10 protein-coding genes and 2 rRNA genes are annotated in these 16,898 nt (G+C 45.2%); 7 read left to right on the forward strand and 5 right to left on the reverse strand.

Features of this window, described 5'->3' with window-relative positions:
* Positions 1 to 140: 140 nt before the first annotated feature.
* Together AC0L46_RS09605 and AC0L46_RS09610 are read right to left on the reverse strand one after the other, a co-directional pair.
* Positions 141 to 512 (reverse strand): DUF4260 family protein, encoded by a 372-nt coding sequence (locus AC0L46_RS09605; protein ID WP_473503169.1) that lies wholly within the window; start codon positions 510 to 512, stop codon positions 141 to 143.
* Positions 513 to 1,040: a hypothetical protein gene (locus AC0L46_RS09610; protein ID WP_473503171.1), complete on the reverse strand. Its 528-nt coding sequence runs from the start codon at positions 1,038 to 1,040 to the stop codon at positions 513 to 515.
* 162 nt (positions 1,041 to 1,202) lie between these two features.
* On the opposite strand from AC0L46_RS09610, the gene AC0L46_RS09615 reads away from it, so the two are divergent.
* Complete coding sequence (locus tag AC0L46_RS09615) at positions 1,203 to 2,099, forward strand: LysR family transcriptional regulator (protein ID WP_473503173.1); 897 nt, start codon at positions 1,203 to 1,205, stop codon at positions 2,097 to 2,099.
* Between the two features lie 76 nt (positions 2,100 to 2,175).
* On the opposite strand, the gene AC0L46_RS09620 is transcribed toward AC0L46_RS09615, so the two are convergent.
* The 3 genes from AC0L46_RS09620 to xseA form a co-directional block, all read right to left on the reverse strand.
* Positions 2,176 to 3,513 carry an ABC transporter substrate-binding protein gene (locus tag AC0L46_RS09620; protein ID WP_473503175.1) on the reverse strand — a complete coding sequence of 446 codons (1,338 nt, stop codon included), beginning with the start codon at positions 3,511 to 3,513 and terminating at the stop codon, positions 2,176 to 2,178.
* A gap of 6 nt (positions 3,514 to 3,519) precedes the next feature.
* A complete protein-coding gene (locus AC0L46_RS09625) occupies positions 3,520 to 5,550 on the reverse strand; it encodes a methyl-accepting chemotaxis protein (protein ID WP_473503177.1) in 2,031 nt (676 codons plus the stop codon).
* A gap of 182 nt (positions 5,551 to 5,732) precedes the next feature.
* The gene (gene xseA, locus AC0L46_RS09630) at positions 5,733 to 7,082 is read right to left on the reverse strand and encodes an exodeoxyribonuclease VII large subunit (RefSeq protein ID WP_473503178.1); all 1,350 of its coding nucleotides are present in this window, start codon (positions 7,080 to 7,082) and stop codon (positions 5,733 to 5,735) included.
* A 93-nt stretch (positions 7,083 to 7,175) separates the two neighbouring features.
* Between xseA and guaB the strand changes: the two genes are divergently transcribed.
* The 6 genes from guaB to AC0L46_RS09660 all read left to right on the forward strand — a co-directional run bounded on the left by guaB (position 7,176) and on the right by AC0L46_RS09660 (position 16,893).
* Positions 7,176 to 8,642 (forward strand): IMP dehydrogenase, encoded by a 1,467-nt coding sequence (guaB, locus tag AC0L46_RS09635; RefSeq protein ID WP_414682849.1) that lies wholly within the window; start codon positions 7,176 to 7,178, stop codon positions 8,640 to 8,642.
* Positions 8,643 to 8,778: 136 nt separating this feature from the next.
* Complete coding sequence (gene guaA, locus AC0L46_RS09640) at positions 8,779 to 10,356, forward strand: glutamine-hydrolyzing GMP synthase (RefSeq protein WP_473503180.1); 1,578 nt, start codon at positions 8,779 to 8,781, stop codon at positions 10,354 to 10,356.
* Positions 10,357 to 10,462: 106 nt separating this feature from the next.
* The gene (gene sfsA / locus AC0L46_RS09645) at positions 10,463 to 11,182 is read left to right on the forward strand and encodes a DNA/RNA nuclease SfsA (RefSeq protein WP_473503182.1); all 720 of its coding nucleotides are present in this window, start codon (positions 10,463 to 10,465) and stop codon (positions 11,180 to 11,182) included.
* A gap of 275 nt (positions 11,183 to 11,457) precedes the next feature.
* Complete coding sequence (locus AC0L46_RS09650) at positions 11,458 to 11,724, forward strand: hypothetical protein (RefSeq protein WP_473503184.1); 267 nt, start codon at positions 11,458 to 11,460, stop codon at positions 11,722 to 11,724.
* Between the two features lie 475 nt (positions 11,725 to 12,199).
* Positions 12,200 to 13,738 (forward strand): 16S ribosomal RNA (locus AC0L46_RS09655).
* A gap of 271 nt (positions 13,739 to 14,009) precedes the next feature.
* Positions 14,010 to 16,893 (forward strand): 23S ribosomal RNA (locus AC0L46_RS09660).
* The 16S and 23S rRNA genes sit together here, the layout of an rRNA operon.
* Positions 16,894 to 16,898 lie beyond the last annotated feature (5 nt).

Raw genomic sequence — 16,898 nt, forward strand, 5'->3', positions numbered from 1 at the left:
AGAGTTTAAAAATCTTAAGCATTGAAAGAAACGATAACACAGTTCAGCGACTTCTCGCGCTGGCGCGTGGAGCGAACGTGTTTTGTTTCTTTGATCAACCAAATAGAGTGTTCGGCCGATCATGCGGTATTCAGGAAAGCTTATCTGCCAATGATTCCCAAGTGCGTGTGTTTAAAGCCGCTGGCGTATTTGAGTCCGTAGCCTAATGTGCGATCAAAGCCCACGTGTGCGAACCAAATAAGGCCAATAGAAATGCCCAGTTCACTCTTGAGCACTAACCAACTGATGCCAAGGCACAAAGCTGGGCCGATTAATGAATGGGTGATGTTGTACAAGATTGCGCCTATTTTATTGCTTGCTAGATAACCCAATATCGCCAAGTCAGGCAGTAAGAATAAGAGGGCGAAAAGTAGCCAATCTGGGTTGTATTGAAAGTAGGCGATACTGGAGAAGGTAAATATCACCGCGGCTTCAAGGCGCAGCATGCCTTTGAGGTTTCTGCTAATCATCATTTAAAACTTCCAACCAAGGTGAACCGCAGGGAAGAAGGTAACGGCTTCGCTGTCTGCGCGTTCACCATCCAATATCACATCGTCATGTTCAAGATTTAAGTTGATGCCCAACCATGGCGTGATGGTGATGTTTTGCGTGTACATGATGCGATAACCGAACCTTGGCCCTAATGAAAATTGTTGTCTTGTGGCCGTTTCATTGGTGGATTTTCGAGTGTAAGTGACCTCGTTCGAGTTGGCTTCAACGCCAACAAACCATCCTGCGTAGTTGCCGAATAGATAATCTAATTTGATGCCAACGCCTTCAAATTCTAGGTCGTAGTTTTCGTCTCTATGAAAGGCTTCTGGCGCCTCCAGCCCAAATGTACCTATATCAAAACGGAAGTTATCGCCACCAAATCCAAAGTGAACGGAATGCCCGCTGAAAAGATAAGCGGTTGGGTCTATTTCAATATCAAACGCGGACGCTTGTGTTGCCATAGCGCTAAGGAGTAATCCGGTTGCAATGTGTGTGATGTGCTTTTTCATGCTGTTCCTCTCTGTGTTAGGTAAGGCGTCATTTGATGAAACTATGGAGAGTGTGAAGGATTAATTAACAAATAAAAAACAGTACTTTTTTAACTTTTTTTAAATTTTATTTGTGTTAAGTTGTTTTTATATGAAGTGATGGAAGAAAGGGTAGGAGTTTGAATGCGTCATTTAAATAATCTGGCGACTTTCGTTCAGGTGGCAAAATATGAAAGTGTGACCAAGGCGGCGAGTCGTTTGTATTTAACTCAGCAAGCGGTCTCTCATCAAATTAAAAAGCTTGAAGAAGAGTTGGGGATTGTTCTGTTTAAAAGAGCCAATCGAAAAATCTATCTGACGCCTGAGGGAAGAGAGCTGTTGGTGACCGCGGATAAGCATTTGTCAGCCCTTGAAGAAGAGATGATTAAGGTGAAGCGGGACTCTGGGAGTTTGTTTGGTACTTTGTCGATCGCTTGTACGATGGAACTGGCGACCTTGCTTCTTGTTCCTGTCATTGATGCATTTAAAAAAGCGCACCCACACGTCAATATTGAGATTGAATTGCAAGACGATGCAACGACGGTAAATGGTGTGGTGAATGGTAAAACAGACGTTGGCATCGTGGTGTTTTCTTCAGACAATCGTTTGTTAGAGGTTTGTCCTTTTCGCTCTGAAGTGTTTGTTACCGTTGCGAGTCGTCAATTTATCGCGGAACACGATGAGATAACCGATTTTAAGCAAGTGGTGGATCTCGATATTATTGATTATCAAATGGATTGTCCGTCCATGAAAACCTGGTTAGGAAAGAACGATAAAAAGTTAGTAAAACGCTTGGAGGTGAAGAGCGCTTCCATTGCCGCGAACGACGATCGCTTGGTCAAAGATTTTGTGATGGCTGGGCTTGGTATCGCGAATTTGCCCAGAGTGCTGGTGGAGAAGGAGCTGGCCAGTAAAGAGGTTGTTGAAATACTGCCTGATTCCAAATCCATTTCAGCCGGAATAGATTTGGTGACGATGAAAGATCGAGTGCTTCCAGCGCACATTGTTGCTTTTATTGAGTATTTAAAAAGTGCCAGTTAGAGTCTTGCCGCGAGAGCACAAAAAAGCACGCATGACGCGTGCTTTATATTAAATGCCATAAAGAGGTAAAGCTGAGTTAATATTCTGCTCGTTTCATTTCTCTCACGGCGGTTTTTTGTGCGCTTGATAAGGCTTCTTGTACTGACATATTGCCTTCCAATACTTCCGCTATTTTTTGCCCTGTGTTACCGGCAATAGGAACAAATTCTGGAATAGGGACGAACTGAATTCCAGAATAGGGCGACGCAGGTAATGTGCTGTTATCTGGTGTGGCTGTTCGTAAGGCTTCTAGTTCTGCATTGGCAAAAACACCCGCGACAGACAGGAAGTTCTGCTCTTGATAGGTGGATGTTCGAGTGCCTGTTGGAATGTTTTTCCAACCGTTTTTCTTCGCTATCAAACCTATGTAATCTTTTGAGGTTGCCCAACTAATGAAGGTTTCTGCTGCTTCCAATTTTTTGGTATTTTGCGGGATAGCCAAAGACCAAGCCCATAGCCAATTCGCACCTAAGCTGGTTTCTTGATAAGGCGACTGGGCAAATTTCCAATTATTGGCGTATTGGCTTTCGTCTTGATTGGTTATAAACGAAGCGGCAACGGAGGCATCAATCCACATGGCGCATTTGCCTTCACGGGATAATGATAAAATTTCATTGAAGCTGTTTTTCTCTGAGTTTGGCGGCCCGTAGTTTGATAGAAGATCTATATAAAAGCTGACGGCTTTTTGCCAAGCTGAGCTATCTATTTGAGGTGTCCAGTTCATGTCGAACCATTGTCCACCAAAGCTGTTTACCATGGTGGAGATTAAGGCCATGTTATCTCCCCAGCCAGGCTTTCCTCGTAGACAAATGCCATAAATATCATTTTCTGGGTCGTGCATTTTTTGTGCTGCGGTGTAGACTTGATCCCAACTAGGGCGACTGCTAAATGAGAGATTGGCTTTGCTGAGTAAGTCTTCTCTGTACATCAGCATGGAGCTTTCACCATAGAAGGGCGCTGCGTATAACTCACCTTCGTAAGATAAACCTTCTCTGACAGAAGGCAGAAGGTCGTCTACGTCATAAGATGCGCTAAAATTAAGAGGCTTTAGCCATCCGTGTTTTGCCCAAATAGGCGCTTCATACATACCAATGGTCAATACGTCGTAACGTCCACCACCAGAAGCAATGTCGGCAATGGCTCGCATGCGTAAACTGCCTTCATTGTAAACGTGCCATTTTAATTGAATGTCTGGATGTAAGGTTTCAAATTCGTTGCTGAGTTTCTGCATTTCAATCATGTGCCCATTATTTACCGTGGCGATGTTTAGTTCGACCGCGTGGGCGCTGGTAGCTGACAAGGCGATAGTAGAAAAAGTGCCAGCTAAAATTGATGCGTTTATTAAGGTCTGTGTGTTCTTTAGTATTTTAGTCATGCTGAATTAGACCTCATCAATAACGAATTTAGAGACATTTTCTTTTAAAGAATTGACGACTTTAACTTGAGACACGGCAACGTCTTTAGCGGATTCTGCTTTTTGGTTTGTTTCATCAGTTAGATTGGAAATTCGGGTTAGGTTGCCTTCCAGCTCTGCTGTGGTTTGAGCTTGTTCTTCTGCGGCGGTGGCAATGAGGTAACTGAGCTCGCGAACTTCGTTCATTTTTTCTTCGAATTGGGCGATGGTGCTGTCTGAGATTCGCGCTTGTTCTAGACTCAGGGCGACTTTTTCTTCGCTTTGGTTTATTACGTCAACTGCGCGTTTGGAATCTGCCACCATGGAGGATATTTTTTCCTGTATTTCCAATGTGGATTCCTGTGTTTTTGTTGCGAGCGTGCGTACTTCATCGGCGACGACGGCAAAGCCTCGACCTTGTTCTCCAGCTCTTGCGGCTTCGATTGCTGCGTTTAGCGCGAGTAGGTTGGTTTGGTCTGCGATGTCTGTGATGGCACCAATAATGTCTTCAATGCTGGTCACTGAGGAATCGAGATTTTTAATGACTTCTATTGCTTGGCCTGTTTGCTCTGAAATTTTCTCAATACTTTGATAGCTTGCTTGTACACAAGCTCGGCCTTCTTTTGCAAGTTCTGCTGCTGACAACACTTCTCTGTGAGTTTTCTCTGTATGAGTGGCCACTTCGTTGGCTGTCGCTGACATTTCGACAAGCGCTGCTGAGACTAAGTCGATTTCAGATTTTTGCTGCTGAACTATTTCTAACGTGCTTTGGGAGCTGTTCACAACGCTGGAGACGGATTTTTCAACAAATTGAGAAGAGTCATCAATGTTTAGGACGGTTTGTCTTAGATTATTTACGACCATCACCATGTAGCGGTTTAACTCACCAAATTCATCGGTTTTGTTAGTGGCTTGCACACGGTTTAAATAACCTTGGGAAAGGTCGTTTAGCTCTTTCATTAATTGTCTGATAGAGGTCTTCAAGAAACGGCTAATCCAGATAGAAAGGATTAAAATCATGCTCAGAATGACTATGCCTATCATGACGTTGTTACGGTTTTGATCGACAGCATCCTTACCTAAAGAAACAGAAAGGTTAGTGTTAATTCGGAACGCGGTGTCCAGTAAGCCTTGAGTGGCTGTTTCTGCTTCTCGTATTTTCTTTTCTAGCTCTAAAGTGTCGATACGTGATTGCTCTGCTAGAGCCAATCGCTCGTTTTGAATGGCGATGAGGCCGGTATCGCCTTCTACGGCATCAAGAATGGAGAGGGTTAATAGGGATAATTCAGAGACAAAGTTTTTAAAGTAGTCTTCATTAGAAGAGAAAATCAATTTAGGTAATAAATTGGAGTGCATGTTTTGCCAGTCAACAAAGTGCTCTTGATTGCTCTTTAGTTCACTTATATTTCTTGTGTTAACCAACTGCTCAATAACTAACATGCCTGACGAAATAGAAGCGTTAGTTTCATTGATAACTGAAATGACGTTGTCTTCTTCCACTTGAAGGAGGATGTTGGCTAATAAAGGCAGTACTTCATCTCTTAATTGAGTTAATTCATCAGAAATGGATTTTGCTTGCATGCTTAGATCAATAAAAGAATGCTGATGCTTTTCTATTTTTCCAGTCAGCTCAAACATTTGAGTGATAGCAAGATCCAGCGAATCAATGTCTGGAATTATTTCATCTTGTAGGTTGCGGTCTACGCCACTAGCAGCAGTTTTAAGCTCAGCTAAAGTTGTTAGTGCTTTACTTTTGTTCTGATTGATCTGACTTAGTTGCTCTGAGTGTTCTGCTGGCGTTGTTGTGTTGAGTAGCTTTAGTAATAGAATTTCAGCGCTGGTTACTGACTCTGTTACGTTAGAAGCCAGTTTTACAATAGGAGTTGAGGATTCATTAATAGTATCCAATCCGCTAATGACTTTTAATCGGCTTTCATAATTTAGCCAAGAAGACCCTATGAATAATAAGCCGATGCAAGAAAAGCAAAGTACTATTTTGGTGGAGAGTTTTAATGTCATATAAACCAACCTTGGTGATCATTTTGTGTTTGGTAAACAAAATGGAAAAAGTAAACATCACTTTTACCTTATCGCTCAGAATATAAAAGCCTTGGTTTTATATTCAATTAAAGCTTGAGTTTAGAAGCTTTAATCTATTTTAGCATCGAATCTTTGCCTAGAAGCATTATTCTTCTACTTGGTTAAATTTCTCTACCTTCACTGACCTCACATAATATTTCACCATCCTGAACTCGGACTGTTAATGCGTCACCTTTTTCTACTTCTTCAATAGAACGAATCACTTGTTTGTCTTTCGAGGCAATGGCGTAGCCACGGGACAAGGTATTGAGCGGGCTAACTAGGTTGAGTTTGTCGATGATGCGAGCAAAAGCCGTTTGTTTGTTGGTTAGGTTATTACGCAGGGCGTGCGCAAGTCGTGTGTCTATATTGCTGAGCGCTTGCCTTTCTTGGCTAATACGACGAGCAGGGCTGTTTCTTTCAAGTCGATGAGCGAGATTGCTTGTCTGAATGTGCTGCTCTGACACTTTGCGCTGAATGTTTTGCTGTAGGCGATGCATTAATTGATTGAGCTGGTTCTGTTGTTGCTCAATACGCTCTTTCGGGTGGCGAATGCGTTTTGTTGTGAAGTCGAGCTGCTGTTGGCATTGTTCAAGAATGCGAGACATGCGTCGAGTGAGTTGTTTTTCCTGTTGCTCGATTTGTCGAATCAGCTGATTTCGATCTGGACTCAATAGCTCGGCGGCCGCTGTTGGGGTTGCGGCGCGTACGTCTGCGACAAAGTCTGTAATGGTAAAGTCGGTTTCGTGTCCTACGGCAGATACGATAGGTGTTTGAGCGTGAAAAACGGCTCTGGCCAATGCTTCGTCATTGAAACTCCATAAGTCTTCCAGTGAGCCGCCACCGCGACCCAGAATAATTGCATCGAAGTGACCGCTGCTGTCTGCTCGCTGCATTTGCTTCAATATGTTCTTAGCGGCATCTTGGCCCTGTACTAATGAAGGCAAAATAGTGAGTTCGGTGAGTGGGAAGCGACGACGGAAAGCAATGATCATGTCTCGCACAGCGGCGCCAACAGGCGACGTGATGATGGCAATGCGTTCTGGTTTGCTTGGCAGCGGCTTTTTGTGAGAAGCATCAAATAATCCTTCAAGCTGCAAAGTGTTTTTTAATCGTTCAAACGCTTGTTGAAGTGCGCCTTCTCCGGCGGATTCCATACTTTCGACGCTGAGTTGGCAGTCTCCACGAGGGCCATAAAAAGTCACTCTGGCACGGAGTCGAACTTTGTCGCCATCTTTTGGACGAAAACGGACGGCGTTGTTTTTGCTTTTGAACATGGCGCAGCGGATTTGTGCTTTGTCATCTTTAAGTGAAAAGTACCAATGTCCCGAACCTGGTTTGGCTAAATTGGAGATTTCACCTTCCACTAAAATCCAAGGCAAACTGGCTTCAAGTAGCTGTTGAATCTGCTTATTTAGTTGCGAGACGCTAAATGCAGTTTCTTGTGGGGAAGAAGTTGTAAAAATATTCATCAATCTCTCGTTGTTTTGATTTACCGAATGCAACTATAGGAGTAGAATTACTTGCCATCTTAACACCCTGTTGGCATTGGAAACCCCTCTATTATGTTACGAATCGTGCAAGAAGCTCTAACGTTTGATGACGTATTGCTTATCCCCGGCTATTCCGAAGTTCTTCCTAAGGATGTTAGCCTCAAAACCAAAATCACGAAAGACATTGAGCTGAATATTCCGCTTACGTCTTCTGCAATGGATACTGTTACCGAACATCGCATGGCGATTGCTTTGGCTCAAGAAGGCGGCATAGGCATTGTGCACAAAAACTTGACCATCGAAGAGCAAGCGCAAGAAGTTCGTCGTGTTAAAAAATACGAAAGCGGTATTGTTCGTGATCTTGTAACCATTAATCCAGAAGCGACTGTTGAAGAGCTAATGGCATTAACGGCTGCTAATAGCATTTCTAGTGTACCTGTTGTTCAAGGTACAGATTTGGTTGGTATCGTTACAAGTCGTGATGTTCGTTTTGTAAAAGACTTCGACAAAAAAGTTTCTGACATCATGACGCCAAAAGAGCGTCTTGTTACTGCTCTTGAAGGTGCGTCTTCTGGTTCCATCCGTAAATTGCTTCACGAAAACCGCATTGAAAAAGTGCTGATCGTGAATGAGCAGTTTGAATTGCGCGGCATGGTAACGGTTACTGATTTTAATAAAGCAACAACTTACCCGAATGCTTGTAAAGATGACCAAGGTCGTTTGCGTGTTGGTGCGGCTGTTGGTACTGGCGCAGACACAGCTGAACGTGTGAAAGCACTTTCAGATGCGGGCGTTGATATTATTGTTGTTGATACCGCTCACGGTCACTCAAAAGGTGTTATCGATCGCGTTCGTTGGGTGAAGGAAAACTTCCCTCACATTCAAGTGATTGGCGGTAACATTGCGACAGCTGAAGCGGCGATTGCGCTTGCTGATGCGGGTGCTGATGGCGTGAAAGTAGGTATCGGCCCAGGTTCAATTTGTACAACTCGTATTGTTGCTGGTGTGGGTGTTCCTCAAATCAGTGCAGTAGCGAATGTTGCAGAAGCAATGAACCCTCGCGGCATTCCAGTTATTGCTGATGGCGGTGTTCGTTTCTCTGGTGATATTGCTAAAGCGATTGCCGCTGGTGCAAGTGTCATCATGGTTGGTGGCTTGCTTGCTGGTACAGATGAAGCGCCTGGTGAAGTGGTGTTGTTCCAAGGGCGTTCATTTAAAGCGTACCGCGGTATGGGCTCGCTTGGTGCTATGTCTCAGTCTCAAGGTTCAAGCGATCGCTACTTCCAAGATTCAAGCAGCGTTGAGAAGCTTGTTCCTGAAGGTATTGAAGGTCGTGTGCCTTCGAAAGGACCAATGGTTGCGGTTGTTCATCAGTTGATGGGCGGTGTTCGCTCTTCTATGGGCTACACAGGTTCAGCTGATATTGAGACGATGCGTACGAAAACTCAGTTCTCTCAAATTACCGGTGCTGGTATGCGTGAGAGTCATGTCCATGATGTGACCATTACGAAAGAGGCACCAAATTATCACGTGGGTTAATCGCTTGATAATTTAATATTTGGATGGGGCGTATAACACGCCCCATCTTTATTTTTTGCTCTTACTATCTATTGATTAATTACTTCTATTTTAAAGGGCGATGTTCTTTGGGATAGAGTGAAAGGAATGGCTAACAATGTCGCAAGATATCCACGCTCATAAAATTCTTATTCTTGATTTTGGCTCCCAGTACACTCAGCTGATTGCACGCCGTGTTCGTGAAATTGGCGTTTACTGTGAAGTTCGTGCTTTTGATATGGAAGATCAGGAAGTTATTGATTTCGCACCTAAAGGCATCATCTTAGCTGGTGGCCCTGAGTCTGTTCCTGAGCCAGGTTCTCCTCGCGCTCCAGAAGCTGTATTCACTTTAGGTGTGCCTGTTTTCGGTATCTGTTACGGCATGCAAACAATGGCAGAACAATTGGGCGGTAAAGTTCAAGGTTCTGAGTTGCGTGAATTTGGTTATGCTCAAATCCGTAAGCACGAAGGCTCTTCTTTACTAGAAGGTATTCAAGATCACGTAGCGAACAATGGCGTTGCTGCATTAGATGTTTGGATGAGCCACGGTGATAAAGTATCTGCAATGCCTGCAGATTTCTCTTTGATGGCGTCTACGGAAAGCTGCCCAATTGCTGCGATGTCGAACGAAGTTAAGAAGTTTTACGGCGTTCAGTTCCACCCTGAAGTGACTCATACGAAACAAGGTGGAAAAATTCTATCTCGTTTCGTTGTAGATATTTGTGAGTGTGACACGTTATGGACGCCAGCTAACATTGCTGAAGATGCAATCGAAAGAATGCGTGAGCAAGTGGGCGACAAGCAAGTTCTGTTGGCTTTGTCTGGTGGTGTGGATTCTTCTGTTGTGGCGGCCTTGTTGCATAAAGCAATCGGCAGTCAGTTGACGTGTGTTTTCGTTGATAACGGTTTGCTTCGTTTGAACGAAGGCGATCAAGTGATGAAGATGTTTGCTGATAACATGGGCGTGAAAGTGATCCGTGTTGATGCGGAAGACTTGTTCCTTGGTAAGTTGGCTGGTGAAGCGGATCCAGAGAAGAAACGTAAGATCATCGGTAATACATTTATCGAAATCTTCGACGAAGAGTCTTCTAAATTAGACGGCATTGATTTCCTAGCTCAGGGTACGATTTATCCTGACGTAATCGAATCTGCTGCCTCTAAAACAGGTAAGGCGCATGTTATCAAGTCTCACCACAATGTAGGTGGTTTACCTGAAGACATGAAAATGGAATTGGTTGAGCCGCTTCGTGAATTGTTTAAAGACGAAGTGCGTAAACTGGGTGTGGCACTTGGTTTGCCTCATGACATGGTTTACCGTCACCCGTTCCCAGGTCCAGGCTTAGGTGTTCGTATCTTAGGTGAAGTGAAAAAAGACTACGCAGACATTCTTCGTCGTGCGGATGCTATTTTCATCGAAGAGCTTCGTCGTTCTGGTTGGTACGATAAAACAAGTCAGGCATTCGCTGTTTTCTTGCCAGTTAAATCTGTTGGTGTGGTTGGTGATGGTCGTCGTTATGAATATGTTGTGGCACTTCGTGCAGTTGAAACCATCGACTTCATGACAGCGCGTTGGGCTCATCTTCCATACGAGTTATTGGAGACGGTTTCTGGTCGCATCATTAACGAGATCGAAAACATTTCTCGTGTAACTTACGATGTTTCCTCTAAGCCGCCAGCAACGATTGAGTGGGAATAATTCTCACCGATTAACTGCTTAGTTTAAGAGTATAAAAAGCGGCTTCTTTTGTTATGAAAGAGAGCCGCTTTTTTGTTTCGTATAGAAAGAATGTTGGAGTTATGTTTTGGATTTTTCTACCTCATTAATAGAAGGGCGTTTGATTAAACGCTATAAGCGGTTTTTATCTGATGTTGAATTGCCTAGTGGTGAAGTGGTTGTGGCTCATTGCCCGAATACAGGTTCGATGAAGCGTTGCCAGCAAGAGAATGCCCGTGTGTGGCTTTCCAAAAGTACGAATCCAAAACGAAAGCTTGGTTATACGTGGGAATTGGTTGAAGTCGACGGCGAACATCTAGCTTGTATAAATACCGGTTTGCCAAATAAGTTGGTTGGTGAAGCGATTGCGAATGGCGTTGTGTCTGAACTGGCTGGTTATGCAGAATTAAAGGCCGAAGTGAAATATGGTGAAAATAGTCGCATTGATTGGCTCTTAACCGGAAGCGAAGGTCAAAAGTGCTATGTTGAGGTGAAAAATGTCACCTTATTAGAAGAAGATGGTAACGGTTATTTTCCTGATGCAGTAACAGATCGTGGGCGTAAGCATTTGTATGAACTTGCCAGGATGGTTGAAGAGGGTCATCGGGCTGTTTTGTTTTTCTGTGTGAGTCATTCGGGTATTGATTCTGTTTCTCCGGCTGTTCATATAGATGAAAAATATGCCTTAGCTTTCTCTGAAGTGCTGGAAAAAGGTGTGGAAGTGCTCGCCTATAAAGTCGATATCACGACTGAAAAAATGGTTGTCAGTCATTCTATTCCTGTTATCTCTCCAAAAATTGGATCTTAAAAAGCATATATTTCTCAGGGCGCTGCCTTTAGAGTCATATTTACTAAATAAAGTGTCTGGATTCTTCTAATTTCGTCAGTTTCTCTTTACCTATTTTTACTTTAAGTCTGCGAACGAGAGTTTATTGCTTTCATTCTGAATCAAACGGGGAAGCGGCTTTCAGATGCTTTTTTAATGAAAATCTATTGCTATTATTTCTCTCGTGGGAACGCAATCGTTCTCAATAAAGACCTTTTTATTGAAAATGAAATTTAATTAGCGAATGGAGAAATATTATGAATGTATTTACTAAATCAGCGTTAACTTTTTTGGCTGCTACTGCAATCTCTACAGCGGCTTTCGCAAATGACGATGCTTTAGCTGAAGCGCAATCTCGTGTTGATGCCATTGCTGCTCAGTTGGAAAGCATGGGTGCAGAGGTTGATTCTAGTGTTGATCTAAATGCAGCTTCTACTCCTGCAGAGAAAGAAGCTATGTTAGGTGCTAAATACGAAGAGCTACAAATTCAGCTTGAAGATCTACAAGCGCAAAGCGCTCAATAATTTCTTATCGTAATCACACCGCCTTAATTTCAGTAAGGCAGTTGTGAAAAAAAGCCCTGTTACTTAACTGTAACAGGGCTTTTTTGTTTTTGTTTGATCAAAAAACACTCTGAAAAGGGTGTTTTTGTTTGTTATGTGAACAAAAAGGGTTGGTTGTTAAATTAATCGTCTTTTTTGTCAGAAAAGGGTTGCACAAAATCTGTAGATCCTTAATATACGCCCTCGCTGACACGGACAGGGCTTAGCATCTTAATTAGGTTTGAGAGGTTGAGTGGCTTAAGTGTAACGGCAACGCTCTTTAAAATAGATAATCAGATAATTTGTGTGGGCGCTCGCTGGAGACTTCAGAAGATTGGCTACTGACTTTTAGTTAGTAAGTTGATCAAAAAAATTGAAGTCTTACGAGACGTCAAACACGTCAATTCGCTTTATAAGTAAATTGTTAGTGTTTCGATACTTGAGTAAGCAAACTTTTTAACTGAAGAGTTTGATCATGGCTCAGATTGAACGCTGGCGGCAGGCTTAACACATGCAAGTCGAGCGGAAACGATGATAGCTTGCTATCAGGCGTCGAGCGGCGGACGGGTGAGTAACGCGTAGGAATCTGCCTAGTAGAGGGGGACAACATGTGGAAACGCATGCTAATACCGCATACGCCCTTAGGGGGAAAGGAGGGGATCTTAGGACCTTCCGCTATTAGATGAGCCTGCGTGAGATTAGCTAGTTGGTGGGGTAAAGGCTCACCAAGGCGACGATCTCTAACTGGTCTGAGAGGATGACCAGTCACACTGGGACTGAGACACGGCCCAGACTCCTACGGGAGGCAGCAGTGGGGAATATTGGACAATGGGCGCAAGCCTGATCCAGCCATGCCGCGTGTGTGAAGAAGGCCTTAGGGTTGTAAAGCACTTTCAGGAGTGAGGAAGGGCGTTTGGTTAATACCCAAATGTTTTGACGTTAGCTCCAGAAGAAGCACCGGCTAACTCTGTGCCAGCAGCCGCGGTAATACAGAGGGTGCAAGCGTTAATCGGAATTACTGGGCGTAAAGCGCGCGTAGGTGGTTTGTTAAGTCTGATGTGAAATCCCAGGGCTCAACCTTGGAATGGCACCGGATACTGGCAGGCTAGAGTACGGTAGAGGAGTGTGGAATTTCCTGTGTAGCGGTGAAATGCGTAGATATAGGAAGGAACATCAGTGGCGAAGGCGACACTCTGGACTGATACTGACACTGAGGTGCGAAAGCGTGGGGAGCAAACAGGATTAGATACCCTGGTAGTCCACGCCGTAAACGATGTCTACTAGCCGTTGGGTTGTAATGACTTAGTGGCGCAGCTAACGCAATAAGTAGACCGCCTGGGGAGTACGGCCGCAAGGTTAAAACTCAAATGAATTGACGGGGGCCCGCACAAGCGGTGGAGCATGTGGTTTAATTCGAAGCAACGCGAAGAACCTTACCTACTCTTGACATCCATAGAACTTAGCAGAGATGCTTTGGTGCCTTCGGGAACTATGAGACAGGTGCTGCATGGCTGTCGTCAGCTCGTGTTGTGAAATGTTGGGTTAAGTCCCGTAACGAGCGCAACCCTTATCCTTACTTGCTAGCAGGTTATGCTGAGAACTTTAAGGAGACTGCCGGTGACAAACCGGAGGAAGGTGGGGACGACGTCAAGTCATCATGGCCCTTACGAGTAGGGCTACACACGTGCTACAATGGCGTATACAAAGGGCTGCGAGCTAGCGATAGTGAGCGAATCCCATAAAGTACGTCGTAGTCCGGATTGGAGTCTGCAACTCGACTCCATGAAGTCGGAATCGCTAGTAATCGTAGATCAGAATGCTACGGTGAATACGTTCCCGGGCCTTGTACACACCGCCCGTCACACCATGGGAGTTGATTGCTCCAGAAGTAGCTAGCTTAACCTTCGGGATGGCGGTTACCACGGAGTGGTCAATGACTGGGGTGAAGTCGTAACAAGGTAGCCCTAGGGGAACCTGGGGCTGGATCACCTCCTTAAACGATAGAAGCTCTGGTGAGCGTTCACACAAATTATCTGATACCTATCTTAAGACGTTAGAACAGAGTTCTAAGCAAGATGTTGATAGCTCAATGTCTGACTTAGTGCTTTGCACTAAACTTGCTCTTTAACAATTCAAATTTTGAAATAACGATGAATCAAGCGTTAAACCGGTGGAAGCTCACTTTAACCTAGTGACTTCTATTATCGTAAATCCTAAGAGGAACAAAAGCTCTTAGGTATGTGATCCGAAACTATTTTGGGTTATATGGTCAAGTGACCAAGCGTGCACGGTGGATGCCTTGGCAGTCAGAGGCGATGAAGGACGTGGTAATCTGCGATAAGGTTCGGGGAGTTGATAAACAAACTTTGATCCGAACATTTCCGAATGGGGAAACCCACCCGCTTGCGGGTATCGTTAAGTGAATACATAGCTTAACGAGGCGAACCCGGGGAACTGAAACATCTAAGTACCCGGAGGAAAAGAAATCAACCGAGATTCCCTAAGTAGCGGCGAGCGAAAGGGGATTAGCCCTTAAGTTGGTTTGGTGTTAGTAGAAGACTCTGGAAAGGGTCGCCATAGTGGGTGATAGCCCCGTATACGAAAACGCCATTTCAATGAAAACGAGTAGGACGGGACACGTGTTATCCTGTCTGAATATGGGGGGACCATCCTCCAAGGCTAAATACTCCTGACTGACCGATAGTGAACCAGTACCGTGAGGGAAAGGCGAAAAGAACCCCTGTGAGGGGAGTGAAATAGATCCTGAAACCGTGTACGTACAAGCAGTGGGAGCGGACTTGTTCCGTGACTGCGTACCTTTTGTATAATGGGTCAACGACTTATTTTCAGTAGCAAGGTTAAGCGATTAGCGGAGCCGTAGGGAAACCGAGTCTTAATAGGGCGTTTAGTTGCTGGGAATAGACCCGAAACCGGGCGATCTATCCATGAGCAGGTTGAAGGTTGGGTAACACTAACTGGAGGACCGAACCCACGTACGTTGAAAAGTCCGGGGATGACTTGTGGATAGGAGTGAAAGGCTAATCAAGCTCGGAGATAGCTGGTTCTCCTCGAAAGCTATTTAGGTAGCGCCTCGTATCTCACCATTGGGGGTAGAGCACTGTTTGGGCTAGGGGGTCATCCCGACTTACCAACCCCATGCAAACTCCGAATACCAATGAGTGCAATTACGGGAGACACACGGCGGGTGCTAACGTCCGTCGTGGAAAGGGAAACAACCCAGACCGTCAGCTAAGGTCCCAAAGTTACAGTTAAGTGGGAAACGATGTGGGAAGGCTTAGACAGCTAGGAGGTTGGCTTAGAAGCAGCCATCCTTTAAAGAAAGCGTAATAGCTCACTAGTCGAGTCGGCCTGCGCGGAAGATATAACGGGGCTAAACTGTACACCGAAGCTACGGATGCATATTTATATGCATGGTAGAGGAGCGTTCTGTAAGCCGTTGAAGGTCAAGCTGTAAGGCAGGCTGGAGGTATCAGAAGTGCGAATGTTGACATGAGTAACGATAAGGGGAGTGAAAAACTCCCCCGCCGGAAGACCAAGGTTTCCTGTCCCATGTTAATCAGGGCAGGGTGAGTCGGCCCCTAAGGCGAGGCAGAAATGCGTAGTCGATGGGAAACAGGTTAATATTCCTGTACTCGTACATATTGCGATGGAGAGACGGAGAAGGCTAGGCCAGCACAGCGATGGTTGTCTGTGTTTAAGGCGGTAGGTTTGGGACTTAGGCAAATCCGGGTCCCTTTAAGACCGAGAACTGACGACGAGCCCTCTTTTGGGCGAAGTGGTTGATGCCATGCTTCCAGGAAAAACTTCTAAGCTTCAGATATGATCGAACCGTACCCCAAACCGACACAGGTGGTCAGGTAGAGAATACCAAGGCGCTTGAGAGAACTCGGGTGAAGGAACTAGGCAAAATGGTACCGTAACTTCGGGAGAAGGTACGCCGGTTAGTGTGAAGGACTTGCTCCGTAAGCATTGATCGGTCGAAGATACCAGGTGGCTGCGACTGTTTATTAAAAACACAGCACTCTGCAAACACGAAAGTGGACGTATAGGGTGTGACGCCTGCCCGGTGCTTGAAGGTTAATTGATGGGGTTAGCTTCGGCGAAGCTCTTGATCGAAGCCCAAGTAAACGGCGGCCGTAACTATAACGGTCCTAAGGTAGCGAAATTCCTTGTCGGGTAAGTTCCGACCTGCACGAATGGCGTAACGATGGCCACACTGTCTCCACCCGAGACTCAGTGAAATTGAAATCGCAGTGAAGATGCTGTGTATCCGCGGCTAGACGGAAAGACCCCGTGAACCTTTACTATAGCTTCACAGTGAACTTTGAACCTACTTGTGTAGGATAGGTGGGAGGCTTTGAAGATAGGACGCCAGTCTTATTGGAGCCAATCTTGAAATACCACCCTGGTATGTTTGAGGTTCTAACTCAGGTCCATTATCTGGATCGAGGACACTGTGTGGTGGGTAGTTTGACTGGGGCGGTCTCCTCCCAAAGAGTAACGGAGGAGCACGAAGGTGTGCTCAGCATGGTCGGAAATCATGCATAGAGTGTAAAGGCAAAAGCACGCTTAACTGCGAGACAGACACGTCGAGCAGGTACGAAAGTAGGTCTTAGTGATCCGGTGGTTCTGTATGGAAGGGCCATCGCTCAACGGATAAAAGGTACTCCGGGGATAACAGGCTGATACCGCCCAAGAGTTCACATCGACGGCGGTGTTTGGCACCTCGATGTCGGCTCATCACATCCTGGGGCTGAAGCCGGTCCCAAGGGTATGGCTGTTCGCCATTTAAAGTGGTACGCGAGCTGGGTTTAGAACGTCGTGAGACAGTTCGGTCCCTATCTGCCGTGGACGTTTGAGATTTGAGAGGAGCTGCTCCTAGTACGAGAGGACCGGAGTGGACGAACCTCTGGTGTTCCGGTTGTCACGCCAGTGGCATTGCCGGGTAGCTATGTTCGGACGGGATAACCGCTGAAAGCATCTAAGCGGGAAGCCTCCCTCAAGATAAGATCTCACTGGGACATAAGTCCCCTAAAGAGCCGTTCGAGACTAGGACGTTGATAGGTTGGGTGTGTAAGTGCTGTGAGGCATTGAGCTAACCAATACTAATTGCTCGTGAGGCTTGACCATATAAC

This window comes from Marinomonas sp. 15G6-16, from assembly GCF_055809555.1.